The organism is Amycolatopsis vastitatis, from assembly GCF_002234595.1.
In the GTDB taxonomy this organism is placed as follows: Bacteria; Actinomycetota; Actinomycetes; order Mycobacteriales; family Pseudonocardiaceae; genus Amycolatopsis; species Amycolatopsis vastitatis.
This window is the reverse complement of sequence record NZ_NMUL01000023.1, coordinates 81,532-104,264: the sequence shown is the minus strand read 5'-3', so window position 1 is coordinate 104,264 and position 22,733 is coordinate 81,532. Positions and strand designations below refer to the sequence as shown.

At 71.0% G+C, this 22,733-nt stretch carries 21 protein-coding genes and 1 tRNA gene; 10 read left to right on the top strand and 12 right to left on the bottom strand.

Features of this window, described 5'->3' with window-relative positions:
* Positions 1-348 precede the first annotated feature (348 nt).
* Both CF165_RS23240 and CF165_RS23235 read left to right on the top strand, forming a co-directional pair.
* Complete coding sequence (locus CF165_RS23240; protein ID WP_093949663.1) at positions 349-1,443, top strand: hypothetical protein; 1,095 nt, start codon at positions 349-351, stop codon at positions 1,441-1,443.
* A 100-nt stretch (positions 1,444-1,543) separates the two neighbouring features.
* Complete coding sequence (locus tag CF165_RS23235; RefSeq protein ID WP_093949662.1) at positions 1,544-2,185, top strand: NAD(P)-dependent oxidoreductase; 642 nt, start codon at positions 1,544-1,546, stop codon at positions 2,183-2,185.
* Here CF165_RS23235 and CF165_RS23230 read toward each other — a convergent pair.
* From CF165_RS23230 to CF165_RS23210, 5 genes are all read right to left on the bottom strand, one after another.
* Positions 2,179-3,111: a TIGR03621 family F420-dependent LLM class oxidoreductase gene (locus tag CF165_RS23230; protein WP_093949661.1), complete on the bottom strand. Its 933-nt coding sequence runs from the start codon at positions 3,109-3,111 to the stop codon at positions 2,179-2,181. The two genes, CF165_RS23235 and CF165_RS23230, sit on opposite strands and share 7 nt — an antisense overlap.
* Before the next feature lie 64 nt (positions 3,112-3,175).
* Positions 3,176-4,156 carry a ribose-phosphate diphosphokinase gene (locus tag CF165_RS23225; protein WP_093949660.1) on the bottom strand — a complete coding sequence of 327 codons (981 nt, stop codon included), beginning with the start codon at positions 4,154-4,156 and terminating at the stop codon, positions 3,176-3,178.
* On the bottom strand, positions 4,153-5,625 hold the full coding sequence (glmU, locus tag CF165_RS23220) for a bifunctional UDP-N-acetylglucosamine diphosphorylase/glucosamine-1-phosphate N-acetyltransferase GlmU (protein WP_093949922.1): 1,473 nt from the start codon (positions 5,623-5,625) through the stop codon (positions 4,153-4,155). The genes CF165_RS23225 and glmU overlap by 4 nt, the downstream gene beginning before the upstream one ends.
* Positions 5,626-5,673: 48 nt before the next feature.
* Positions 5,674-7,428, bottom strand: coding sequence for a GGDEF domain-containing protein (locus CF165_RS23215; RefSeq protein ID WP_093949659.1), 1,755 nt, complete (start codon positions 7,426-7,428; stop codon positions 5,674-5,676).
* Positions 7,429-7,464: 36 nt separating this feature from the next.
* Positions 7,465-7,536, bottom strand: a tRNA-Gln gene (locus CF165_RS23210).
* 206 nt (positions 7,537-7,742) lie between these two features.
* On the opposite strand from CF165_RS23210, the gene CF165_RS23205 reads away from it, so the two are divergent.
* From CF165_RS23205 to CF165_RS23195, 3 genes are all read left to right on the top strand, one after another.
* Positions 7,743-8,708: an acyl-CoA desaturase gene (locus CF165_RS23205; RefSeq protein ID WP_093949658.1), complete on the top strand. Its 966-nt coding sequence runs from the start codon at positions 7,743-7,745 to the stop codon at positions 8,706-8,708.
* A gap of 92 nt (positions 8,709-8,800) precedes the next feature.
* Positions 8,801-9,394 (top strand): TetR/AcrR family transcriptional regulator, encoded by a 594-nt coding sequence (locus tag CF165_RS23200; RefSeq protein WP_093949921.1) that lies wholly within the window; start codon positions 8,801-8,803, stop codon positions 9,392-9,394.
* A 36-nt stretch (positions 9,395-9,430) separates the two neighbouring features.
* Entirely contained in the window at positions 9,431-10,345 is a 915-nt protein-coding gene (locus CF165_RS23195) for a GNAT family N-acetyltransferase (RefSeq protein ID WP_093949657.1), read from the top strand.
* Between the two features lie 85 nt (positions 10,346-10,430).
* Here CF165_RS23195 and CF165_RS23190 read toward each other — a convergent pair whose 3' ends face one another.
* Both CF165_RS23190 and CF165_RS23185 read right to left on the bottom strand, forming a co-directional pair.
* Positions 10,431-10,823 carry an NUDIX hydrolase gene (locus tag CF165_RS23190; RefSeq protein WP_093949656.1) on the bottom strand — a complete coding sequence of 131 codons (393 nt, stop codon included), beginning with the start codon at positions 10,821-10,823 and terminating at the stop codon, positions 10,431-10,433.
* Positions 10,820-11,323, bottom strand: a complete 504-nt coding sequence (locus CF165_RS23185; RefSeq protein WP_093949655.1) for an isochorismatase family protein — start codon at positions 11,321-11,323, stop codon at positions 10,820-10,822. The genes CF165_RS23190 and CF165_RS23185 overlap by 4 nt, the downstream gene beginning before the upstream one ends.
* 30 nt (positions 11,324-11,353) lie before the next feature.
* Between CF165_RS23185 and CF165_RS23180 the strand changes: the two genes are divergently transcribed.
* Positions 11,354-12,085, top strand: a complete 732-nt coding sequence (locus tag CF165_RS23180) for an SDR family NAD(P)-dependent oxidoreductase (protein WP_093949654.1) — start codon at positions 11,354-11,356, stop codon at positions 12,083-12,085.
* Between the two features lie 239 nt (positions 12,086-12,324).
* Here CF165_RS23180 and CF165_RS23175 read toward each other — a convergent pair whose 3' ends face one another.
* From CF165_RS23175 to CF165_RS23160, 4 genes are read right to left on the bottom strand one after another with little or no spacing between them, the layout of a single operon-like run.
* Positions 12,325-13,506, bottom strand: a complete 1,182-nt coding sequence (locus CF165_RS23175; RefSeq protein ID WP_093949653.1) for a PQQ-dependent sugar dehydrogenase — start codon at positions 13,504-13,506, stop codon at positions 12,325-12,327.
* Between the two features lie 16 nt (positions 13,507-13,522).
* A complete protein-coding gene (locus CF165_RS23170) occupies positions 13,523-14,371 on the bottom strand; it encodes an alpha/beta fold hydrolase (RefSeq protein WP_093949652.1) in 849 nt (282 codons plus the stop codon).
* Between the two features lie 46 nt (positions 14,372-14,417).
* Positions 14,418-15,074: a response regulator gene (locus tag CF165_RS23165; RefSeq protein ID WP_093949651.1), complete on the bottom strand. Its 657-nt coding sequence runs from the start codon at positions 15,072-15,074 to the stop codon at positions 14,418-14,420.
* Positions 15,071-16,189, bottom strand: coding sequence for a sensor histidine kinase (locus tag CF165_RS23160; protein WP_240521745.1), 1,119 nt, complete (start codon positions 16,187-16,189; stop codon positions 15,071-15,073). The genes CF165_RS23165 and CF165_RS23160 overlap by 4 nt, the downstream gene beginning before the upstream one ends.
* A 131-nt stretch (positions 16,190-16,320) precedes the next feature.
* On the opposite strand from CF165_RS23160, the gene CF165_RS23155 reads away from it, so the two are divergent.
* Positions 16,321-16,917, top strand: coding sequence for a class I SAM-dependent methyltransferase (locus CF165_RS23155; protein ID WP_093949649.1), 597 nt, complete (start codon positions 16,321-16,323; stop codon positions 16,915-16,917).
* Positions 16,889-17,377, top strand: coding sequence for a DedA family protein (locus CF165_RS23150; protein ID WP_093949648.1), 489 nt, complete (start codon positions 16,889-16,891; stop codon positions 17,375-17,377). Before CF165_RS23155 ends, CF165_RS23150 begins: the two co-directional genes overlap by 29 nt.
* On the opposite strand, the gene CF165_RS23145 is transcribed toward CF165_RS23150, so the two are convergent.
* Complete coding sequence (locus tag CF165_RS23145) at positions 17,353-18,126, bottom strand: helix-turn-helix transcriptional regulator (RefSeq protein ID WP_093949647.1); 774 nt, start codon at positions 18,124-18,126, stop codon at positions 17,353-17,355. The two genes, CF165_RS23150 and CF165_RS23145, sit on opposite strands and share 25 nt — an antisense overlap.
* A gap of 74 nt (positions 18,127-18,200) precedes the next feature.
* Between CF165_RS23145 and CF165_RS23140 the strand changes: the two genes are divergently transcribed.
* Both CF165_RS23140 and mfd read left to right on the top strand, forming a co-directional pair.
* The gene (locus tag CF165_RS23140) at positions 18,201-19,124 is read left to right on the top strand and encodes an LLM class flavin-dependent oxidoreductase (RefSeq protein ID WP_093949646.1); all 924 of its coding nucleotides are present in this window, start codon (positions 18,201-18,203) and stop codon (positions 19,122-19,124) included.
* 53 nt (positions 19,125-19,177) lie between these two features.
* A complete protein-coding gene (mfd, locus tag CF165_RS23135; RefSeq protein ID WP_093949920.1) occupies positions 19,178-22,732 on the top strand; it encodes a transcription-repair coupling factor in 3,555 nt (1,184 codons plus the stop codon).
* Position 22,733: the final 1 nt, after the last annotated feature.

Below are 22,733 nucleotides of genomic sequence, written 5' to 3'. Positions count from 1 at the left end.
TCAAATCAAGACAGCATGCTGCGGCGGGGGGAAGCCGTTGCTTTGTTCGACGACTGTGTTCAGGAAGTTTCGGCGGCGAGTTTCCGGGCGTGCACGACGACGGGGGCTACTCGAGCCGCCGCGTCGATCACGCCGGGCACCCCAGAAGGGCCCCGCCTCGCCGAGACAACCTCAAGAGTGTAAACCAACCTCATCACGGTGGGTTGCGGCGGGTGCCCGCGCCAGGCTAGAACCCTCCTTGAACCCGGTATGTGACGACACAAATCCGGTGGCGGAAGACACCGGCTTGAGGTGTGCTCGGCGTAGCGGGAGAGGTGGGGGCGGAAAATGCGGGGTCGACGGAGCAGGGTGGCGGCGGTGCTGCTGCTGGGCGGGCTGCTGTCCGGCTGCCAGGTGGCGGTCGCCGGCACCGCCGGGGTCTCCGCGGCCGACCAGCAGACGGCCGACCGGCGCGCCGAGCAGCGCGCGGCGGTCGACACGGCCCTCACGGCGCTGGGCCAGGCGCCCGCGCTCGCGCTGAAGTCCACGGTCAAGGGCGCCGACCAGCAGTTCCGGGTGACCCGCGGCGGCACCGCCGTCGGCGGGCTGCCGCTCGACGGCCGCTTCGTCCAGGTGACGGCGGCCGGTGGCCAGTTCTACCTGCAGGCCGACGCCGACTACTGGAAAGCGCACGCGATCGACGAGGGCACCCAGTTCGGCACGAGCTGGGTGCGTTCGCTCGGCTCGGAACTGCCCCTCGACCCGGCGGCCCGGTTCGCCCCGGCCGCGCTCGCCGACGGCCTGCGCAAGGCACTGGCCGGGCTCGACCGGCTGGACGACCCGGTCAAGGAGAAGCTCCCCGACGGCACCGAGGTCTACCGGCTCGGCGCCGCGCCGAGCGTCCTGCGCATCACCACGGCCAAGCCGAACCGCGTCGTCAGCTTCGCCCCGGCGCTGCTCGACCCGCAGGCCGGCCCGAAGTTCGGTGCGGAGTTCCAGGTCGCCCCGCTCGCCGGCGACGCGCTGAAGGCCTTCCACACCGACCTCGACGGCACCCTCGGCGGGCTGGGACAGCCGTTCGAGGGGCTGGTGCAGGCGAGCGCCGTCGTCACGAACGACAACCTCGACTGCAAGGACTTCGTCGGTTCGTGCACGACGACGGTCGACGTCTCCAACAGCGTGGTCGGCTCGCCGGCCTCCGGCGGGAAGAGCGTCGTGCACATCACCCTCTCGGTCGAGGTCAGCGCGGAGTCGCTCGGCGCGCAGACGTGCACGGCGGCCGGTGACGCGGAGCCGTACGCGACGATCAAGCTGTCCTGCGCGGTGAAGTTCAAGCTGCCCAACCGCACGGCCAGCTACCAGGTGCTCTCGAAGCCGAACGCGACGGCGGAGGTCCGCGCGGCCGTCGACGCCGCCGCGGTGAAGCAGAAGGTGGCCGCGGAGTTCGCGGCCCTGGGCGGCTGACCTGGTCACGTACCCCCAGGTGTGTTGCTTCCGTTGAAGTAGGTGATCTTCCGTTCCTAGCATCGGCTGTGCACAGCCGAATCCGAACGGGAGAGAAGACATGGCCAAGCTGGTGGTTTTCGGGGCGACGGGGTACGCCGGGGGCAGGATCGGCGCCGAGGCGCTGCGGCGCGGGCACGAAGTGGTCGGCGTCGCGCGGAACGCCGGCTCGGTGCCCGAGGGTGTCGACGAGCGGCAGGGTTCGCTGCACGACGAGGAGTTCGTCGCGCAGGTCGCCAAGGACGCGGACGTCATCGTGGTCGCCACCCCGGCCCGCGCGATCGACGGCAAGAAGCTGATCGACGCCGTGCCCGGCCTGGTCCGGGTCGCCCGCGAGAACGGCGTCCGGCTGTCGTTCGTGGGCGGGGCGGCGAGCCTGCTCGTCGCCGAGGGCGGCCCGCGGCTGTTCGACACCCCCGAGTTCCCGGCCGAGTACAAGGACGAGGCGGGCAGCCACGCCGAGGTGCTCGCCCTGCTGCGCGAGCAGCCCGAGGACCTCGACTGGTTCTACGTCAGCCCGGCCGCCGAGTTCGGTGCCTGGACCGCCGGCGAGCGCAAGGGCGAGTTCCGCATCGGCGGCGACGTCCTGCTGACCGACGAGAACGGCAAGTCGCACATCGGCGGCGACGACTTCGCGATCGCGTACGTCGACGAGATCGAGCAGCCGAAGCACCGCCGCGCGCGGTTCACTGTCGCTTACTGACGGCTTTCGGGGGTCCGGGTGGCGGAGCCCCCGGCCCGAGGCGAAGCCTCGGTTGGGCACTGAAGCTCTTTCAGGACGGGGGCGAAGGTCTCGAGGTACGGCTCGAAAACCGTGATGTACGAGAAGCCGTAGCGCTCGCGCCGGTTTTCGAGCTGCCCGGCGATCTCCTCGACCGTGCCCAGCAGGAGCTGGGGCACGTCGAGGAGTTCGTCGACGTCGCGTGCGGTGCTGCGCTCGGTTTCTTCGTGCCACGCCGCCGCCGCGGCCCGCCGGTCCTCGGTGACCACCACCCGCTGGACCAGCATGTTGTACTCGGCTTCGCGATGCCCGGCGCGCGATCGGAAGTAGGCGACGCGCTCGTCCATCGCTTCGGCGTTGTCGAGCTTGAAGGTGCCCGGCGGCTTGCCGGGTTGCTGCCTCAGCCCGGCGAACCCGACGACGTCGGCGTGCTCGGCGGCCAGGTCCAGGACGCCGTCGCTGTTGCCCGCGATGAGCAGCCGGGGCAGCTCGAGTCCCTCGCCCTCGAAGTGTTCGCGCAGGTAGCCGATGCTTTCGTCGAGGTAGGCGATCCGCTCGGACGCTTTCCGCCACGGCAGCCCGGCGGCGTCGAACTCGGTCTTCTTGTTCCCGGCACCGAGCCCGAGATCGAGTCGCCCGTCCAGCAGCGTGGCTGTCGACGACGCTTCGCGTGCGAAGAGCGCGAGGTTGTAGAAGGGCACATTGGACACGAGCGTGCCCAGCCGCGGCCGCTCGGTGACGGCGGCCGCCATGGCCAGCACCGGGAACGGCGCGTACCGCCCGGTGCCCAGGTGGTCGGACACGGTGATGACGTCGTAGCCGAGTTCCTCGGCGCGGCGGCATTTCGCGATCCACTCGTCCCGGCGGCCGGAACCGAAGAAGCTGACGCCGAACTTGAAGGTCCCCATGCCCGGCACGCTAATGCCGGAAGATCCGCCGGGCGCGCGATTTCGCGCCCGGCGGAAGGAGATCTCAGGCGTTGCCGTCGAAGAGCGACGTCACCGAGCCGTCTTCGAAGACCTGCTGGATGGCCTCGGCCAGCATCGGCGCGATCGACAGGACCGTCAGCCCCGGGAACCGCTTGTCCTCCGGGATCGGCAGCGAGTTCGTCACGATCACCTCGCGCGCCTTGCACTGCGAAAGCCGCTCGGTCGCCGGGTCCGACAGGATGCCGTGGGTCGTCGCGATGACGACGTCGGCCGCGCCTTCGTCGATCAGCGCTTCCGTCGCCTTCACGATCGTGCCGCCGGTGTCGATCATGTCGTCGATCAGCACGCAGAGCTTGCCCTCGACCTTGCCGACCACGCGGTTCGCCACGGCCTGGTTCGGCTTGTCCGGGTCGCGCGTCTTGTGGATGAACGCGATCGGCCGGTCGCCCAGCGTCTGCGCCCACTTCTCCGCCAGCCGCACGCGGCCCGAGTCCGGCGAGACGACCGTGATGTCGGCGTCGCCGTAGGTGGCCTTGATGTGGTCGGCCAGCACGGTCTGCGCCATCAGGTGGTCGACCGGGCCGTCGAAGAAGCCCTGGATCTGCGCGGTGTGCAGGTCGACCGTCATGATCCGGTCGGCGCCCGCGGTCTTGAACAGGTCCGCGATCAGCCGCGCCGAGATCGGCTCGCGGCCCTTGTGCTTCTTGTCCTGGCGCGCGTACGGGTAGAACGGCATCACCACGGTGATCCGCTTCGCGCTCGCCCGCTTGAGCGCGTCCACCATGATCAGCTGCTCCATCACGTACTCGTTGATGGGCGTCGTGTGCGCCTGGATGACGAAGGCGTCGGTGCCGCGGACGGACTCCTCGAACCGGACGAACAGCTCGCCGTTGGCGAACGTGTGCGCCGTCTGCGGGGTGATCTTCACGCCGAGGTGGACCGCGACCTCTTCGGCGAGCTCCTGGTGTGCGCGCCCGGAGAAGAGCATCAGGTTTTTCTTCGGCGTGCCCTGCTTCTGGCTCATGCTCGCGACTCCCGGTCGGTTCCTGCTGCTGGATCGGCGTCGAGGGCGGCCTGGGCCGCCTCCGCCGCGGGTGTACCCGGCCGGCGCCGGATAGCCCAGCCTTCGATGTTGCGCTGCGGCGGCGCCGACACCGCGAGTGTGCCCGGCGGGACGTCTTCGCGGATCACGGCACCCGCACCACTGTAAGCGCCGTCACCGATGTGCACCGGGGCGACGAAGGTGTTGTCGGCACCCAACCGGACATACGAGCCGATAACGGTCCGGTGCTTGTGCACGCCGTCGTAGTTCACGAACACGCTGGAGCACCCGATGTTGCTGTGCTCGCCGATCGTGGCGTCGCCGACGTAGGTCAGGTGCGGCACCTTCGTGCCGGCGCCGATCTCGGCGGCCTTCGTCTCGACGAACGCCCCCAGCTTCGCCTTGACGCCGAGCTTCGTGCCCGGCCGCAGGTAGGTGAACGGCCCGACGTTGACGCCGTCGCCCAGTTCCGAGTCCGAGCCGTGCACGCGCACCACCGAGGCGCCCGCGCCGATCGTGACGTTCGTCAGCGTGCTGTCCGGCCCGACCGTGCTGCCCTCGCCGACCGACGTCGTGCCCTTGAGCTGCACGCCGGGCTCGATGACGACGTCGCGGGAGAGGGACACGCCGGCGTCGATCCAGGTCGTCGCCGGGTCGACGATCGTGACGCCCGCGCGCTGCCAGCGCTGCACGATCCGGCGGTTGAGCTCGGCGCCGAGTGCCGAGAGCTGGACGCGGTCGTTGACGCCCTCGGTCAGCCACGGGTCGTCGACGACGAGCGCGCCGACGTGCAGCCCGTCGCCGTTCGCGATGCCCAGCACGTCGGTGAGGTACAGCTCGCCCTGCGCGTTGTCGGTCGAGAGACGCGAAAGGCCGTCACGCAGAACCGCGGCGTCGAAGGCGTAGACACCCGAGTTGATCTCGGTGATCTCCGCCTGGTCCGGGGTGGCGTCCTTGTGCTCGACGATCCCGGTGACCTTGCCCGCGCTGTCGCGCACGATCCGGCCGTAGCCGGTCGGGTCGGCGACCACCGAGGTGAGCACGGTGACCGCGTTCTTCGCCTCGGTGTGCTCGTCGAGCAGCGCCCCGAGGGTCGCGGTGTCGAGCAGCGGGACGTCGCCGTAGCTGACGATCACGGTGCCGGTGAGGTCCGGCGGCAGGGTCGCGAGCGCGCAGGACACCGCGTGCCCGGTGCCCTTCTGCTCGGCCTGCACGGCCGTGCCGACAGCGCGTCCGAGGGTGTCGCCGACCTGGGCGAGGTGCTCGCCGACTGCCTCGCGGCCGTGGCCGACCACCACCACGAGGTGTTCGGGGTTCAGGCCGGCGGCGGCCCGGACGGCGTGCTCGACCAAGGGCCGCCCGGCGATCGGGTGCAGCACCTTCGGCGTCGAGGAACGCATGCGGGTGCCCTCACCCGCGGCGAGGATCAACGTGCTCAGCGGGCCGGTCAACGACGCTCCCAACGGTTACCAACGTGTGGCTTCTGTCGGGCTCAGATCCTAACTGTGCTCTTCGGTGTCCCACGCGGGGTCGGTCGGTGGCGCCTCGGCCGCCCACGCGGCGGCGGGGTCGGCGGCCATCGAGTTGGCCGACGCCACCTGGTTGCCGCCTCCGCGTTTCGCCTGGTACATGGCCGCGTCCGCGCGCGCGAGGACCTGCTCGCCACGCTCCTGCGGCCGCAGCGAGACCAGCCCGATCGACAGCGTGACGCCGTGCGAGAGGTGGTGCGGCAGGCCGGCGACGGACTTCACCGCACGCCCGAGCGCCATCTTCGCCGCGGAAGCCGGCGTGCCCGGCAGCAGGACGATGAACTCGTCGCCGCCGTAGCGCGCCACCAGGTCGTCGCCGCGCAGAGCGTCACGAAGGGTGCTCGCGACGACACGCAGCACGTTGTCGCCTTCGGCGTGCGACTGCTTGTCGTTGACGCCCTTGAAGCCGTCGAGGTCGACCAGCGCGACCGCCAGCGGTTGTGCGTCGGCCGAGGACGCGAGCTGGCGCAGCTTCTCGTCCAGCGCGCGCCGGTTCGGCAGCCCGGTGAGCGGGTCCTGCAGCGCCTGCTGGGTGATCGCGCCGTGCTCGGCGGACAGCCGTTCGTGCTCGCGGCGGGCGTTCAGCGTGGCGATCTGCGACTCGCGCAGGCTCCACATCTCGGATTCGAGGCGGCGCGCGTAGTCGATCAGCGATTCGCTGGCCCCGGACGCGTAGTCCGGGCTCGTGTCGAGCCGGGCCAGCTCGCGGGCGACGTTCAGCCGCATCGATGGCTGTGAGGTGTCGTCGGAGATGGACTGACGGGTTTCGCGCAGCACCGTGAGGGCCTCCTCGCGGCGACCCTCCTTGTCCAGGCAGCGAGCCAGCGCGATCGCGACGATCTCCCGGTCGTGGCCGAACGCGCGCTCGGTGTAGAGGTTCTGCAGCCGCTCGATGTGCTCGGCACTCGGCTGGTTCAGCGCCGGTGCCGCGGCCAGGACGCCGACCTGGTCGATGGCCGCGACGTTCGCCCTGCGCGGGAACAGCGACTCCGCGAACGGGCCTTCGGCCGCGGTCCCCATCGATGCCGCGGTGCGGAACTTCTCGGCGCTTTCGTCGTAGGCGTCGATGCGTTCCAGCCGCAGGCCCCAGCCGAGCAGCATCTTGATGCGGTTGATCAGCTGCAGGGCGATGTCGTGCGGGCTGGCGCTCTCGCGGATCGCCGAGGCCGCCCGGCCGATCACCTCCTCCGCCGCTTCGTAGACGCCGAGCTGGTTGAGCACCAGCCAGCAGTCGATCAGCGTCGTGGCCAGCAGGCGGTTCCAGCTGCGCAGCCCGACCTGCCGGTCGGGGATGGTGGAGTCGTCCAGGATGGCCAGCGCCCTGGCGATCTCGGTGAGCGCGGCGTCCTCCTGCGCGGCGATCACCAGCCGCCGCCCACGCAGGGCGTGCGCGTCGGCGCGCAGCAGGGCGATGCCGTGCCGACGGGTGTGCGCGAGCATCTCGTCGAGGCGGGGCTCGGCCTCGGGAGCCAGCCCCTGGGTGTTCAGCCGGGCGAGGGCGGACGAGCGCAACAGCTGGGCCACGAGGAGCGGCTCACCGCGCCGCTGGGTCTCGTCGAGCAGTTCGTCCAGCATCTCGACGATCTCGAGCTGCTGGGTGTACTCGTGCCGCTGGACCGCAGCGTTCAGCTCCCGCGCGCGCCCGACGATCCAGGCGTCGGACATCTCGGCCAGCGCGGGCCGCCTGGCCGCCACCGGGTCGGTCGCCTCTTCGGTCAGCGCCAACCTCCCGGTGTCGTGGGGTTTCGGGTCCTTCTGCTGCTCCGCCGCCAGGATTCGAACCTGAACTGTCAGAACCAAAATCTGAAGTGCTGCCGATTACACTACGGCGGATCGATCCTGGTCAGGATAGCGACGATCGGGTGTCGTCCGCGCGGGGGATGCGTTACACGCCCGTCTGCCGGGTACCCGGGTTCCGAAGTAGCGGTGTGAGTTCGGGCTCTCCCCAGCCGCCCGAACCTCCTGTACCGTAACTTACGGCATCGTAGGTTAGGGCGCCCTTGGTAAAAGGCGTGCCTGCGTAGGAAGAAGTGAAGCGTATGACGGCCACGCTCGACCGTTCCCAGCCCACCGGGGAGCCTTCGGCGCCCAAGGGGCCCAAACCAGTCACAGAGGGCACGCGCGGCATGGGCGTGCAACTGTCGGTCTACTTCGGCGTCATCGCGCCGCTGGTGGCCCTCCTGGTCGCCGTGCCGTTCGCCTGGGGCTGGGGCCTGAGCTGGGTCGACGTCGGCGTGTTCGTGCTGTTCTACGCGATCAGCGGGCTCGGCATCACGGTGTCCTACCACCGCTACTTCACGCACGGGTCGTTCAAGGCCAAGCAGTGGCTGCGCGTGGTCATGGCCATCGCGGGCAGCATCGCCCTGCAGGGCCCGGTGATCACCTGGGTCGCCGACCACCGCCGCCACCACGCGTTCTCCGACCGCGACGGCGACCCGCACTCGCCGTGGGCGTTCGGCACCTCGCCGTGGGCCATCGCCAAGGGCTTCTGGCACGCGCACATGGGCTGGCTGTTCGAGCGCGACCAGACCAACGCCGAGCGCTTCGCGCCCGACCTGGTCAAGGACCCGGCGATCAAGAAGGTCGACGAACTGTTCTGGCTGTGGGCGCTGGTCAGCCTGACGCTGCCGGCGCTGTTGGGTGGCCTCATCTCGTGGTCGCTGTGGGGCGCGGTGACGGCGTTCTTCTGGGCCGGGCTGGTCCGCATCTGCGTGCTGCACCACGTGACCTGGTCGGTCAACTCGATCTGCCACATGATCGGCGAGCGCCCGTTCGCCGCCCGCGACAAGTCGGCGAACTTCTGGCCACTGGCGATCTTCTCGTTCGGCGAGTCGTGGCACAACCTGCACCACGCCGACCCGACGTCCGCCCGCCACGGTGTCAAGCGCGGCCAGATCGACATCTCCGCGCGGCTGATCTGGATCTTCGAAAAGTTCGGCTGGGTGCACGACGTGCGCTGGCCGACGCCGCAGCGATTGGCCCGAATCGCCACGGAAAAGGGCTAGTCAACTAGGCTGCCTTGATGGCGGGGAGACGACGTTCGAAGCGTGAGCAGGTCACCGGGGCGCGTCCGGTCGCCCCGGTGACCCGCGTCCGGATGACCGGGACCGAGCGGCGTCAGCAGCTGTTGAACGTGGCTCGGGCCCTGTTCGCCGAGAAGGGTTTCGACGGCACGTCGATCGAGGAGATCGCCCACCGCGCCAACGTGTCGAAGCCCGTGGTGTACGAGCACTTCGGTGGCAAAGAGGGCATCTACGCGGTGGTCGTCGACCGCGAAACGCAGCTGCTGCTCGACCGGATGATCTCGACGCTGCACGGCGGGCACCCGCGGGCGATGCTGGAACAGGCGGCGACGGCGTTGCTGTCGTACGTCGAGGACTCCCACGACGGGTTCCGCATCCTGGTCCGCGATTCCCCGGTGGCGAGCTCGACGGGCACGTTTTCCACCGTGCTCAACGACATCGCGAGCCAGGTGGAGCACATCCTGGCCCAGCAGTTCGGATCCCTCGGCTACGACGAGAAGCTGGCGGCGCTGTACGCGCAGGCGCTGGTGGGCATGGTCGCGCTGACCGGCCAGTGGTGGCTGGACGCGCGCAAGCCCAAGCGCGACGAGGTGGCCGCGCACCTGGTCAACCTGGCGTGGAACGGGCTCTCGCACCTGGAGCACAAGCCGAAGCTCCGGCTGGCTTAGCGGAAACCGTTCGACGGCCCTGCCACAGTTGGGGGTATGGCCGAGCTTCTGACCGCCGCGGACCTGCAGCTCATGCAGGGCCTGGCGCAGCGGGTCACGGCGACCCGCCCGGATCTGGTGAACACCGACGCCTCGTTCGGCGAGCTGGCCTGGAACTGGGGCAGGGACCACGCCGCTTACGGCGAGAGCTGGCGGCACCGGCTGTGGTTCTCCGGCGAGGAGCTGGTGGCCTGGGGCTGGGCGCAGCTCCCGCGCCGGGTGCGGCGCAACGACGGGTCGTGCAAGGACGTCGCCGGCGCGTACCTGGCTTACCAGGTGCATCCGGAGCACGCCGGGCTGACCGACGAAGTGATCGGCTGGTACGACACGACGGCGCCCGGTCTCGAACGCACGGTGCTGCCGGGCGCGGCCGACTCGCCCGGCCTGCGACGCTGGGCGGCGCACGGCTACGCGCCCGACCCGGCCGACGCCTGGTCCCAGCTGAACGAGCGCGACCTCACCGACGTGGCGGAACCGTCGCTCCCGGCCGGGTTCTCGTTCCGCACTGCCGCGGAGGCCAGTCCGGAAGCCGTGGTCCAGGGCCATGTGGACGCCTGGGCGCCGACGTCGTACACGGCCGCGTCGTACGAGGGCCTCCGCCGGGCTCCGGGATACCGCGGCGACCTGCACATCCTGGTGGAGGCACCGGGCGGGACGATGGCGTGTTCGGCGATCATGTGGCTCGACGAGCTGAACGAGACGGTCGAGTTCGAGCCGGTCGGCACGCACCCGGGCTACCGGCGCCGGGGCCTGGCGCGGGCGATGTTGGTGCACGGGCTGCGCCTGGCGCAAGCGGCGGGAGCCCGGCACGCGACGGTCGCGTGCATGGGGGCGTCGCCGCAGGTGCGGGACTTGTACTACAGCGTCGGGTTCCGGGAACTGTCGCGGGACGCGCCGCTCATCAAGACCTAGATGTGGCGCTGCGGCGAAGAAGCTCGGCGAACGCTTGGGCGGCGTGCGTCAGTGGGCCCGCGCCCTGACCTGAAACACCAGCCACCTAGGCGAGCTGACCGGTGGCGTGCAGGTGGTCGAAGATGAGCTTGTCCACCGCGGAGACCCGGTCGTGGTCGGCGTATCCCAGCCACGCGACTTCTTCGATCTCGCTGCTCGCCTCGAGGGTTCCGCGGTACTCGGCGGTGTAGCAGGTCATCCGGACCCGCGTGCCCGCCGCGTGGCCGTGTGCCTGCGCCTCGAACGTGCCCGCCGCGACGACCGACTCCGGCGTGATCGCCACGTCGAGTTCCTCGCGGATCTCGCGGACCAGCGTTTCGACGTCCGACTCGCCGGGCTCGCGCTTGCCGCCGGGGAGGTAGAACCTGTCCTTGCCGCGCGAGCGTGCGGCCAGGATCCGGCCGTCCATCACGTGGATCCAGGCGATCTTGTCGATCACGCCAGCCCGGCCAGCGCCTCGTCCGTCGTCACGACCGTGCCCAGCCGCGGGAAGATCTTCGTGATCGCGTTTTCGTGCGAGATGTCCGAGAGCGCCGTCATCGCGTCGGACACCGCGACCGTGTCGTAGCCGTGGTCGGCGGCCGCGCGCAGGGTCGACTCGACGCCGAACTCCGTCGCGATGCCGCCGAACACCACCGTGCGCACGCCCGCGCCGCGCAGGAACTCGTCGAGGTCCGTGCCCGCGAACCCGCCGATCGTGTACTTCGTGACGATCTTGTCGTCGCCGGCCTCGAAGACCAGCTCGTTGCCCGGCGGGTTGTCCGGCCGCGACACCTTCACGATCACCACCGGCGCTCCGGCCTCCTGGAACGCTTTGCGCAGCCGCAGCGCGTTCGCGACGACTTCTTCGCCGGTGTACGGCGTGGTCGGCAACGTCACGACCCGCTCCTGCAGGTCGATCAGCACGAGCGCGGAGGTGGCCGGGTCGATCTTCGTCATGACCCGATCCTAGGCACTAGGGTCGGGGGCATGGGGAACACGAGGGAAGTCGTGGTGACCGGCGGCGGCACGGGCATCGGGTACGCCGTCGCGGCCGCCTTGGCCGGCGCGGGCGAGCGCGTCACGATCACCGGGCGCCGCGAGAAGGTGCTCACCGAGGCCGCGACGCTCCTGGGCGCGCGAGCCGTCGTGTTCGACGCCGCCGATCCCGCGGCCGTCGAAGCCGCACTGGCGGAGTTGCCGGACCGCGTCGACGTGCTCGTCAACAACGCCGGGGGCAACACGGACTTCCTGGGCGAAAACGGCGACGCGGAGGACCTTGCCGGCTTCGCGGCCGCGTTCGAACGGAACCTGAGGTCCAATGTGGTCAGTGCCGCGCTCGTGACCCACGCGCTGCGCGAACGGTTCGCCGACGGGGCGCGGATCGTCACGATCGGTTCGATCGCCGCGCACACCGGCGCCGGGTCCTACGGTGCCGCGAAGGCCGCGGTCGAGGGCTGGAACGTCAGTGTGGCCAGGGAGTTCGGCCCGCGCGGGATCACCGCGAACGTCGTGGCGCCGGGGCTGGTCGGGGACACCGAGTTCTTCCACGGGCAGCTGGGCGACCGCCGCCGGGAGTGGCTCGTCGGCAACACGATGAACAAGCGCCCGGGCAAGCCGGACGACGTCGCCGCCGTGGTGACGTTCTTGGCGAGCCCCGCCGCCGGGCACGTCACCGGCCAGGTGGTGCACGTCAACGGCGGCGCCCACCTGGGGCGCTAGCCGCTCCTGTCCGGCCCGGGCGGCATTGTTTGGAGCGGCATTGTTTGGAGCCGGCCCCCGGAACGCCGGGTCGGCGTCGGCGCCCGGGGACCGGCGCGGTGCTGCCGCGGGAACGCTTTCTTCGGACCGCGTCCAACACGCGTAGGGGACGGGCGAAACCTCTGGTGCACACCATGGTCCGCGATCCGCCACCCGGGCGGAAGTGTCCACGGCACCGCGTAGCCGTGGCTTTCTCATGGTCAGGCCGGGGTGACCCGCAGCAGCTTGTCGTTCGTGCCGTCGGACGTCGTCACGTACAGGGCGCCGTCCGGGCCGCTGCGGACCGCGCGCAGGCGGCCGAACTTGTCGTTGAACTCCGGCGGCAGCGAGACGTCGAGGACCTTGCCCGCCGGGTCCAGGTGGAACAGCAGCAGCTTCTGGCCCTTGAGTGCCACCACGACGAGTGCGCCGTCGTTCCGGCCCCACTGGGCGCCGGTCAGGAACGCGTCGCCGCTGATCGCCTCGGTGATCTTCCCGGACGTCCACAGTGGACTCACCGCGTCCGGGAACCGCTTGAGGTCGGTCATCGGCACGCTCTCGTCGTAGCTGGAGTCGGTGCCGCCCTTCGACGGGTCCCAGCCGTAGTTCCCGCCGGACTTCAGCAGGTTGACCTCGTCGTCGAACGTCGGCCCGTGCTCGGCGGTGATCACCTGGCCGCTGCCCGGCCGGATCGCCACCCCCTGGACGTTGCGGTGGCCGTAGGTGTAGATCAGCCGCTCGTGCGGGTCGCTCGAGGTGATGAACGGGTTGTCCGGCAGCGGGTTCCCGGTCTTCGCGTCCAGCCGCAGCACCTTGCCGCCGAGGGAGTGGCGGTCCTGCGCGATCGACGGGCGCGCGGTGTCGCCGGTGCCGACGAGCAGCGCGCCGTCCGGGGCGAACGTCGGGCGGCAGCCGGAATGCCTGCCGCTCGGGTTCACCGGCAGCCCGGTGAGCAGGTTCTTCACCTTCGCCGCGCTCGCGCCGTCTTCGGCCAGCCGCCACGTGACCAGCCGGATGTCGACGGCCTTGCCGCCCTCCTGGTGGTCCTGGCAGGTGATGAACTCGCGGCTGGTCGTGAAGTCGGGGCTGACGACCATGCCGAGCAGCCCGCCTTCGCCCTTGACGAGGACGTCGGAGAAGTCGGCGCGCACGTCGGCCGCCTTGCCGTCGCGGACCAGCGCGAGCTTGCCCGGCCGCTGCGGCACGAGGATGCCGCCGTCGGGCAGGAAGCCGACGTCCCAGCCGTGCTCGAGCCCGGCGGTCACCGTTTCGACCTTGAACTTCCCGGTCGCCGCGGCGGGGGTGGGGGCGGGCGGCACGCTCTGGACGGGCGCGCTGGACGCCCCCGAACAGCCCAGGACCGCCCAAGACACCACACCGATGAGAGCCAGCGCACGCCGCATACGGTTCATCCTGCCATCAAGCGGTGAAATCGCCGTTCGCCGCCGCGTGGGTGAGGAAGTCCAGGTCCGGTTCGCCGGGGATGTAGTGGCCGGTGCCGGGCACCAGGTCCACCACGGCGCCGGCCGCCGCTTCGAGACGTCGTTTCGTCGTCGCGGAGTCGACCATGGCGTCCTCCGCTCCGGCGACGGCGTACACCGGCATGGTCAGCCGTCCCAGGGCCGCGTCACCGAAAACCGGGAACGGGCCGGTGCGGTACCGGTAGTTCGCGGACACCAGCAGCTGGTGCGCCACGATCGGCGACGACTCCGGTTCGCCCAGCACGCCGGCGACGGATTTCCGCCGTCCCTTCTCGCCGAGCAACGCCAGCAGGACCGCCTTGACGACGAACCCCTTCTTCATCGGGCCGAGGCCGATCGGGCACCGCAGGGCCAGCGCGGCGACGCGCTCCGGCTGCCGGGTCGCGTAGTCGAGGGCGAGCCAGCCGCCGAACGACGACGTCAGGAAGGCCGTCCGCGCCAGGTCGAAGTGGTCCAGCACGGCGTCCAGCCACCGGGCGTACCGGTCGCTGTCGAGCGGCGGCCGCGTCCGGGCGCTCATCCCCGGCTCGCCGATGATGTCGACCGCGTGCACGCGGAACCGTTCGGTCAGCGACGGGATCCGGTGCGCCCATTCCGCGGAGTTGCTGCCGGACCCGTGGAGCAGCATCAGTGGTGGGGCTTCGGCCGGTCCCGCGACCACGACGAACGTCTCGCCTTCGGGCGTCGGCACGCGCACTTCGTCACGGGGGCCTGGCCACGCCCGCAGAGCGTCGAGGTACCGCTCGCGCAGGAGCCGAGCGCCGGCCTCCGACTTGTATATCGTCATGCAAAGTACTCTAAACCACCTTATCAAGAGGATTAATAGGGAGTTATCAGGAACCCGGTCGCACTAACCCGGCCTCGTACGCGAAGACCACCGCGTGGACCCGGTCGCGGAGCCGCAGCTTGCCGAGGATCCGGCCGACGTGCGTTTTCACCGTCGTCTCGCCGATGTACAGCTTCGCCGCGATCTCGCCGTTCGACAGCCCGCGCGCGATGAGGCCCAGCACGTCCTTTTCGCGTTCGGTCAGCACGCCGAGCTTCTCGACGTCCACGGGGTCGCGGTCGTCGGCGAGGTACCGGTCGAGCAGCCGCCGCGTGACCGACGGCGAGACCATCGAGTCGCCGCGCAGCACGCCGCGGATCGCCACGAGCATCTCTTCCGATGGCGCGTCCTTCACCAGGAAACCACTGGCCCCGCCCCGCAACGCGGCGTACGCGTACTCGTCGAGGTCGAAGGTCGTGATGATGAGGACGCGCACGTCCGGCAGCTCCGCGCAGATCCGCTCGGTCGCCGCGACGCCGTCCAGCACCGGCATCCGGACGTCCATCAGCACCAGGTCCGGCCGCAGCTCGCGGGCCAGGGCGATGGCTTCCTCGCCGTTCGCGGCCTCGCCCGCGACGGCGAAGTCGGCCTGGCTTTCGACGATCATGCGCAGCCCGACGCGGACCAGCTGCTGGTCGTCGCAGAGCAGGATCCGGGTGGTCACGGCCGGACCAGCAGGCTCGCGTGGACGCGGTATCCGCCGTCCGGCAGCGGTCCGGCCGACAGCTCGCCGTGGTACATCTCGACGCGCTGGCGCATCCCGGTCAGCCCGCGTCCGGACGACGGCAGTGCCGGGGCCGGCGACGCGCGGCCGCCGGTGTTGGTCACCTCGATCCGGATTTCGGGTGGCTCGAAGGCGACGCTGACGCGGCCGGTCGCGTCGGCCGGGGCGTGCTTGATCATGTTGGTCAGTGCCTCCTGGACGATTCGGTATGCCTGGAGCGCGGCGCTCGCGGGCAGGGTGCCCGGGTCACCGGTGACGTCGAGCGTGACGTCACGCCCTGACTGCTCGACGAGCCCGCGCAGTTCGTCGAGAGTCGGCTGGGGACTGCGCACCGCCTGGCCGGCGTGCAGGACTTCGAGGAGCAGCCGCAGCTCGGCCAGCGCGTCCCGGCCGGTGTGGACGATCGTGTCGAGCGTGCGGTCGACGGCCGCGGGGTCGCGGTGCCGGGCGAGCTTCGCGCCCTCGGCGTTCAGCACGATCACGCTCATGCTGTGCGCCAGCACGTCGTGCAGTTCGCGCGCGATCCGGGTGCGTTCTTCCGCGACCGCCGCGCGCGACTGGGCCTCGGCGAGCTTTTCCTCCTCCGCGGTGAGCTCTTCCTTGGCGCGGAAGAATTCCCCGAGTGCCCACGCCGCGATGTGCAGCGGGAAGATGGCGACGATCGTCAAGACCGGGTTCACGGTGTGCGGTCCCCAGAGGGTGCTCCACTGGACGTCGAGCACGAGGATCGCCACGGCGATCGCCGCGGCGAACCACCGGTGCCTCAGCTTGACCAGGGTGAACAGCGCGACCGCCATGGCCAGCTCGGTGCGGCCGCGGTCGTACGCCCAGATCTCGGTGTAGTACACCGCCGCCGCCCCGGCGATGGTCAGCACCGCGACCGTGCGCGGGAACCTGCGGCGCACCAGCAGCGGCAGGAGGAACAGCATGGGGATCGCGCGGATGACCCACGGCTGTTCGCTGGCCCAGGTGGGCGCGAGGAAGACGAACACGGCATACAGCGGCAAGTCCACGGTCCAGCCGTGCCTGCGCACCCACCTCACGAGTCGTCCCACACCCCGAACGTAATGCCGGCACCCCGCCCCGGGCGTCCATCCTTCGGTCCGATCGTGTCCTCCTCGGGGAGGACACGATCAGCCGGTCCGGCGGACTCGCGGCCACCGAGGCCGTTCCTAGCGTCGGGGCCATGTCGATCACCAGGGAATTCCTCCGCCACCCGCTGCTGACGGGCGCGATCGCGCCGAGCTCGCCGTGGCTGGCCGAAACGATGACCGCCGGCCTCGGCCTCGAACGCGCGACGCGCGTGGCCGAGCTCGGTCCGGGCACCGGCGTGTTTACCGAAGCGGTCCTCGCGCTGCTTCGCCCCGAAGCGCGGCTGACGGCCGTCGAGATCAACCCGCGTTTCGCGGCGTCGCTCAGCGAACGGTTTCCGCAGGTCGACGTCCGTACGGGCTCGGCGGAACACCTCGCGCTGGACGACGTCGACGTCGTCGTCTCCGGTCTGCCGTGGACGGCCATGACCGCGCCGAGGCAGCAGCGCATCCTCGACGCGGTCGTCGCGGCGCTGGCCACGAACGGCCGGTTCACGACGTTCGCGTACGCCCACGCGGCCTGGACGCCACCTGCGCGCCGCTTCGCGGCTTCGCTGCGAAGCCGTTTCGCCGTCGTAGAGCGCACTCCGGTCGTCTGGGGCAACCTGCCGCCCGCGTTCGTCTACCGCGCGGCGCTGCCCGTGGCGGTGGGAAGGACCCGGCGTGGACAGTCTGCTGCGGCCTCTGCTTGACGCGCCCGCGCCGCTCGTCTACCTGGTCTGCGCCCTGGTGATCACCGCGGAAACCGCGCTGCTGCCAGGGATCGTGCTCCCGACGCTGTCGACGCTGCTGCTGATGGGGTTCCTCGCCGAGCGTGGCACGCTCCACCTCGGACTCGCTTGGCTGGTGGCGGTCGCCGCGGCCGTGCTCGGCGACCAGCTCGCGTACCTCGAAGGGCGCCACTGGGGGCCGCGCGTGGCCCGTCGCGTCGGCCGCGAGCGCTGGGAGCGGGCGGAAACGGTGGTCGCGCGCTACGGCGTCCCGGCGGTGATCGCGGGCCGCTGCCTGGCCGGCTTCCGGACGCTGGTGCCGCGCGTGGCGGGCTCGGCGGCGATGCCGTACCGCCGGTTCGCGGCGGGCAGCGTGGCGGCGGCGGTGCTGTGGGCGAGCGCGGAACTGCTCGTGGGTCACGCGACCGCGGCGGTGCTGTGAAGCCGTTCCGCGGTTTCGGCGTCCGCGGGCAGGAACGTCTCCAGCTTCAGCTCCGACACCGTCACGTCCGCCGCCGTCGCGAACGTCGTGATCGCGGTGATCAACCGCAGCTCGCCGACGGAAGTGGCCAGCCGGACCGGCACCGCGAACCCCAGGTGCTCCGGGCCGGGCGCCGACGCCGGCGGCAGGTACCCCTCCAGTTCGGCGAGCTGCGCGGCCAGCCGTTCGTCCGGGATGCGGGCCAGGTCGTTGCGGAGGCGTTCGAGGATGTGCCGCGCCCAGTCGTCGAGGTTGGCCACGCGCGGCGCCATCCCGCGCGGGTGCAGCGCGAGCCGGAGCGTGTCGACCGGTTCTTCGAGGAGCTCCGGCGCGACACCCTCGACGAGCAGGGCGAACGCGTCGTTCTTCGCGACGAGCACGCCGTAGCGGTCGACGACGATCGCGGGGTAGGGCCGGTGGCCGTCGAGCAGCCGCCGCAGCCCGTCGAGCACCGGCCGGATCGCCGGGTCGCCGAGCCGTGTTTCGGGGTACGTCGGCGCGTAACCGGCGGCGTGGAGCAGGCCGTTGCGCTCGCGCAGCGGCAGTTCGAGCGACTCGGCGACGCGCAGCACCATGCCGCGGCCGGGCACCGACCGTCCGCTCTCCATGAAGCTGACGTGCCGCTGTGTCGTCCCCGCGCGCAACGCCAGGTCGAGCTGGCTGAGCCGCCGCCGGGTGCGCCAGTCCTTGAGCGCCGTTCCGAAGTCCACGGGTCCATCCTGCTCGGCTGCGCCATTCCCCGCGGGGAATTGAGGACATACCCGGCTTCGGTGAGGCTTCGGCCATGACGAACCACGGCCTGGTCATCCCGACCTACCAGCCCATCCTCGACGCCGGGCGGACCGCGCCCGAGCTGGTCGACGTCGCCGTCTCCGCCGAAGAACTCGGCCTCGACTCGGTGTGGGTGGGCGACACCCTCGCGCGCGCCCCGCTGGACCCGTTCGCGATGCTCGCGGCCTTCGCGGCCCGGACCTCGCGGGTGACCTTGGGGACGTCGGCGCTGCTCCCGGCGCTCCGGGATCCCGTTCTCTCGGCGAACCAGCTGCTTTCCCTCGACCTGCTCAGCGGCGGCCGCCTCACGGTGGCGGTGGGCGCCGGTTTCGCCGGGCGCAGTGAGCCGGAGTTCGCGTTCGCCGGCGTGCCGTGGGCCCGTCGGCGGGCTCGCCTGGACGACATCGTGGGGTTGTGGCGGGCGGCGTGGAGCGGTGAGTCGTCGTTCCACGGCTCGGTGCTGCACTACGACTCGCTGCCGTCGTTCCCGGCGCCGGCGCGGCCGGGCGGTCCGCCGGTGTGGCTGGCGGCGTACACACCGGGGGCGCTTTCGCGAATCGGACGCCTGTACGACGGCTGGCTGCCGTACCCGCCGGACCCGGCGGACTACGCGTCGGGCTTGGCGCAGATCCGCGCTCTTTCTTCGCGCCCGGTCACGCCCGCATTGTTCGCGACGGTCGTGGTGGAGGACGACGCGGACCGCGGGCGCGCGTTGCTGGAGGAGTACTGCCTGCGGAACTACGGGATGCCGGCGGACTTCGTGCAGGGAATCCAGATGCAGGTGACGGGGTCGGCGCCGGAAGTGGCGGCCCGGCTGCGGAAGTACGAAGGGGTGGAGCACTTCCTGCTGCGCGTCGCGAGCACCGAGCCGAAGGTGTTCGACGAGCAGCTGCCCCGCGTCGCGGAGGTGGTGAAGCTGTTGCGCGACCAGCCGTGATCGGAAACCTGTCGGGGGTGGCACGTAGGCTGGGGGCCGTGACCGACGCTCCACTGTCCGGACTCCTCACCGCCATCCTTCCCGACCCGGCGCTGCGCGGCGTGGTCGAGCGCGCCGGCGCGCCGCTGCTCGAACTGCAGGGCCCGATCGCTGCCCGGCAGCTCGTCGCGGCCGCCGTCGCCGCCGACGCCGGTGCCGCCAAGCCCGTCCTCGCCGTCACCGCCACCGGCCGGGAGGCCGACGAGCTGACCGCGTCCCTCGGCGCGCTCCTGGGCAAGCACAGAGTCGCCGACTTCCCGAGCTGGGAGACCCTCCCGCACGAACGGCTCTCCCCCCGCGCGGACACCGTCGGCCGCCGGCTCGAGGTCCTGCACCGGCTGAAGACGGGCGACGACGACCTGCGCGTGGTCGTCGCGACCGTCCGCAGCCTGATCCAGCCCATGGCGCCCGGGCTGGGGTCCCTCGCCCCGGTCGACCTCGTGGTCGGCGAAGAACAAAGTTTCGAAGGCCTCCTCGAACGGCTCGTCGAGCTGGCGTACACCCGGGTCGACATGGTCGAGAAGCGCGGCGAGTTCGCCGTCCGCGGCGGCATCCTCGACCTGTTCGGGCCGACCGCGCAGCACCCCGTCCGGGTGGAGTTCTGGGGCGACGAGGTCAGCGAGATCCGCGCGTTCGCCGTCTCCGACCAGCGGTCGCTGCCCGGTGAGATCCCGCGGGTCACCGCGCCGCCGTGCCGCGAGCTGCTGCTCACCCCGCCGGTCAAGGAAAAGGCCGCGGAGCTGGCGAGAACGTACGAAGCCGACGCGCACCTGGCCGAGATGCTCACCAAGCTCGCCGACGGCATCCCGGTCGAGGGCATGGAGGCCCTCATCCCGGTCCTCTGCGAAGGCGAGCTGGAGCTGCTCACCGACGCGATGCCGGTGGGCACGCACGTCCTGCTCACCGACCCGGAGAAGATCCGCGCCCGCGCCGCCGACCTCGTCCGCACCGGCCAGGAGTTCCTCGAAGCGTCCTGGACGACGGCCGCGGCGGGCGGCCAGGCGCCGATCGACCTCGGCGCGTCCGCCTACCGCAGGCTCGACGAGATCGCCTCCCACGCCCAGGACACCAAGCGCGCCTGGTGGACCCTCACCCAGCTGACCAGCGAAGACCCCGACGTCTACCGCGTCTCGGTCGAGGCCGCGCCCGCCTACCGCGGCGAGCTCGAGCGCGCGATGACGGACCTGCGCGCGCACACCGCGGCGGGCGGCACGGCGGTGCTCGTCGTCGCCGGGCACGGCACCGCGGCCCGCGCGGTCGAGCAGTTCTCGGCCGCCGACGTCCCGGCCGCCCTGGCGGGTGACGGCCTGAAGAGCGCGCCGGCGCCGGGCGTCGTCACGGTCACCTGCGGCGGCCTGACCGACGGCTTCATCTCGCCGGAGCGCGCCCTCGTCGTGCTCACCGAGGCGGATCTGACCGGCCGCGGCTCCGGCGCCGGAACGTCCACAAAGGACCTCGCCACCAAGATGCCGTCCCGGCGGCGCAACGCCGTCGACCCGCTGGCGTTGAAGGCCGGCGACTACGTCGTGCACGAGCAGCACGGCATCGGCCGGTTCGTCGAGATGGTCCAGCGGACGGTCGCCGGCGCCACCCGCGAGTACCTGCTGCTGGAGTACGGCTCGTCCAAGCGCGGGCACCCGGGCGACCGGCTGTTCGTGCCGACCGACCAGCTCGACGAGGTGTCGAAGTACGTCGGCGGCGAGCTGCCGACGCTGAACAAGCTCGGCGGCTCCGACTGGAAGAACACCAAGGCCAGGGCCAAGAAGGCGGTCAAGGAGATCGCCGCGGAGCTGGTGCAGCTGTACGCCGCGCGGCAGGCTGCCCCCGGCCACGCGTTCGGCCAGGACACGCCGTGGCAGGGCGAGCTGGAGGACGCCTTCCCGTTCACCGAGACGAACGACCAGCTCGCCGCCATCGACGAGGTCAAGGCCGACATGGAACGCGGCGTCCCGATGGACCGCGTCATCTGCGGCGACGTCGGCTACGGCAAGACGGAGATCGCCGTCCGCGCCGCGTTCAAGGCGGTGCAGGACGGCAAGCAGGTCGCGGTCCTCGTCCCGACGACGCTGCTCGCCCAGCAGCACCTGAACACCTTCCACGAGCGGATGCGCTCGTTCCCGGTGACGATCAAGGGCCTGTCCCGGTTCACGAACAAGACCGAGTCGGACATCATCCTGGAGCAGCTCGCCGGCGGCGAGGTCGACATCGTGATCGGCACGCACCGGTTGCTGCAGACCGGCATCCGCTACAAGGACCTCGGTCTCGTGATCGTCGACGAGGAGCAGCGCTTCGGCGTCGAGCACAAGGAGCACATCAAGGCGCTGCGCACGCACGTCGACGTGCTCACCATGTCGGCGACGCCGATCCCGCGCACCCTGGAGATGTCGCTGGCCGGCATCCGCGAGATGTCCACGATCCTCACCCCGCCCGAGGACCGGCACCCGATCCTGACCTACGTCGGCGCGTACGACGACAAGCAGGTCGGCGCGGCCATCCGGCGTGAACTGCTGCGTGACGGCCAGGTCTTCTACGTCCACAACCGCGTCTCCTCGATCGAGAAGGCCGCGCGGCACATCCGGGAGCTGGTGCCGGAGGCGCGCGTCGTCACCGCGCACGGCCAGATGAACGAGGACAAGCTCGAGAAGATCATCCAGGGCTTCTGGGAGAACGAGTACGACGTCCTGGTGTGCACCACGATCGTCGAGACCGGGCTCGACATTTCGAACGCCAACACGCTGCTCGTCGAGCGCGGCGACCTGCTGGGCCTCGCCCAGCTGCACCAGCTGCGCGGCCGCGTCGGGCGTGGGCGCGAGCGCGGGTACGCGTACTTCCTGTACCCGCCGGAGGCGCCGCTGACGGAGACCGCCCACGACCGGCTGGCGACGATCGCCCAGAACACCGAGCTGGGCGCGGGCATGGCGGTCGCGATGAAGGACCTGGAAATCCGCGGCGCGGGCAACATCCTGGGCGCGGAGCAGTCCGGGCACATCGCGGGCGTCGGGTTCGACCTGTACGTGCGGCTGGTCGGCGAAGCGGTCGACGCGTTCAGGCGGCACGCCGGCGCGGAGCCGGCGGAGGACGAAGAGATGGCCGACGTCCGCGTCGACCTCCCGATCGACGCCCACATCCCGCACGACTACGTCCCGGGCGAGCGGTTGCGGCTGGAGGCGTACCGCAAGATCGCGGCGGCACCGGACACCGAGGGCCTCGACGCGGTGCGCGAAGAGCTGATCGACCGGTACGGCCAGCCGCCGTCGCCGGTCAACCGGCTGCTGGCGGTGGCGAAGTTCCGGCACACGTGCCGGGAAGCGGGCGTGACGGAGGTGGCGGTCCAGGGCAACACGATCCGGTTCGCGCCGCTGCCGCTGCAGGACTCGCAGATGGTGCGGTTGAAGCGGTTGTACCCGAAGGCGGTGTACAAGGCGGTGACGAACACGGTGTCGGTGCCGAAGCCGACGGAAGGTCCGGCCGGCGGCCGGATCGGCGCGCCGACGCTGCGGGACCAAGAGCTGCTGGACTGGTGCACGAAGCTGCTGGTGCAGCTGACGAAGAAGCCGGCGACGGTGTAAG

Coding starts and splice junctions, on each gene's coding strand:
- CF165_RS23185 (WP_093949655.1), bottom strand. CDS start 11,323: ATGACGAAGATCGACCCGGCCACCTCCGCGCTCGTGCTGATCGACCTG.
- CF165_RS23205 (WP_093949658.1), top strand. CDS start 7,743: ATGACGGCCACGCTCGACCGTTCCCAGCCCACCGGGGAGCCTTCGGCG.
- CF165_RS23225 (WP_093949660.1), bottom strand. CDS start 4,156: ATGAGCCAGAAGCAGGGCACGCCGAAGAAAAACCTGATGCTCTTCTCC.
- CF165_RS23140 (WP_093949646.1), top strand. CDS start 18,201: ATGACGAACCACGGCCTGGTCATCCCGACCTACCAGCCCATCCTCGAC.
- CF165_RS23175 (WP_093949653.1), bottom strand. CDS start 13,506: ATGCGGCGTGCGCTGGCTCTCATCGGTGTGGTGTCTTGGGCGGTCCTG.
- CF165_RS23230 (WP_093949661.1), bottom strand. CDS start 3,111: ATGGGGACCTTCAAGTTCGGCGTCAGCTTCTTCGGTTCCGGCCGCCGG.
- CF165_RS23200 (WP_093949921.1), top strand. CDS start 8,801: ATGACCGGGACCGAGCGGCGTCAGCAGCTGTTGAACGTGGCTCGGGCC.
- CF165_RS23180 (WP_093949654.1), top strand. CDS start 11,354: ATGGGGAACACGAGGGAAGTCGTGGTGACCGGCGGCGGCACGGGCATC.
- CF165_RS23195 (WP_093949657.1), top strand. CDS start 9,431: ATGGCCGAGCTTCTGACCGCCGCGGACCTGCAGCTCATGCAGGGCCTG.
- CF165_RS23170 (WP_093949652.1), bottom strand. CDS start 14,371: ATGACGATATACAAGTCGGAGGCCGGCGCTCGGCTCCTGCGCGAGCGG.
- CF165_RS23155 (WP_093949649.1), top strand. CDS start 16,321: ATGTCGATCACCAGGGAATTCCTCCGCCACCCGCTGCTGACGGGCGCG.
- CF165_RS23235 (WP_093949662.1), top strand. CDS start 1,544: ATGGCCAAGCTGGTGGTTTTCGGGGCGACGGGGTACGCCGGGGGCAGG.